This window comes from Pseudomonas sp. SIMBA_041 (assembly GCF_046535095.1).
In the GTDB taxonomy this organism is placed as follows: Bacteria; Pseudomonadota; Gammaproteobacteria; order Pseudomonadales; family Pseudomonadaceae; genus Aquipseudomonas; species Aquipseudomonas mucoides.
Genome location: NZ_JAWRXJ010000444.1, coordinates 1 through 264 on the forward strand (window position 1 = coordinate 1; position 264 = coordinate 264).

Annotated in this window: 1 protein-coding gene; it reads left to right on the top strand. The window is 67.8% G+C overall.

What is annotated here, in order from left to right; all coding sequences use genetic code 11:
* Positions 1 to 264 (top strand): DUF4337 family protein (locus tag SB725_RS31850; RefSeq protein ID WP_410923441.1); only part of this gene is annotated, 264 nt, incomplete at both ends.

Below are 264 nucleotides of genomic sequence, written 5' to 3' on the forward strand. Positions count from 1 at the left end.
GAGTCGATGCCGCGCACTACGGCATCGAAGCCCAGCGCTACCAGAAGGAAAAGGAAGCGGTGCGCCTCAAGGCCGAGGCCCTGGAAGCCGAGGCCCGGGACTGGGACGAGCAATCGGAAGCCGCGCTGCACCAGCACCATCGCTGGGCCCAGGCGATGATGGCGATCCAGATCGCCATCTCGATGGCGGCCATCACCCTGCTGACCCGCAAGGAGTGGCTGAAGAAGCTCGCCTACGGCGCGGCCGGCGGCAGCGTGCTGCTGG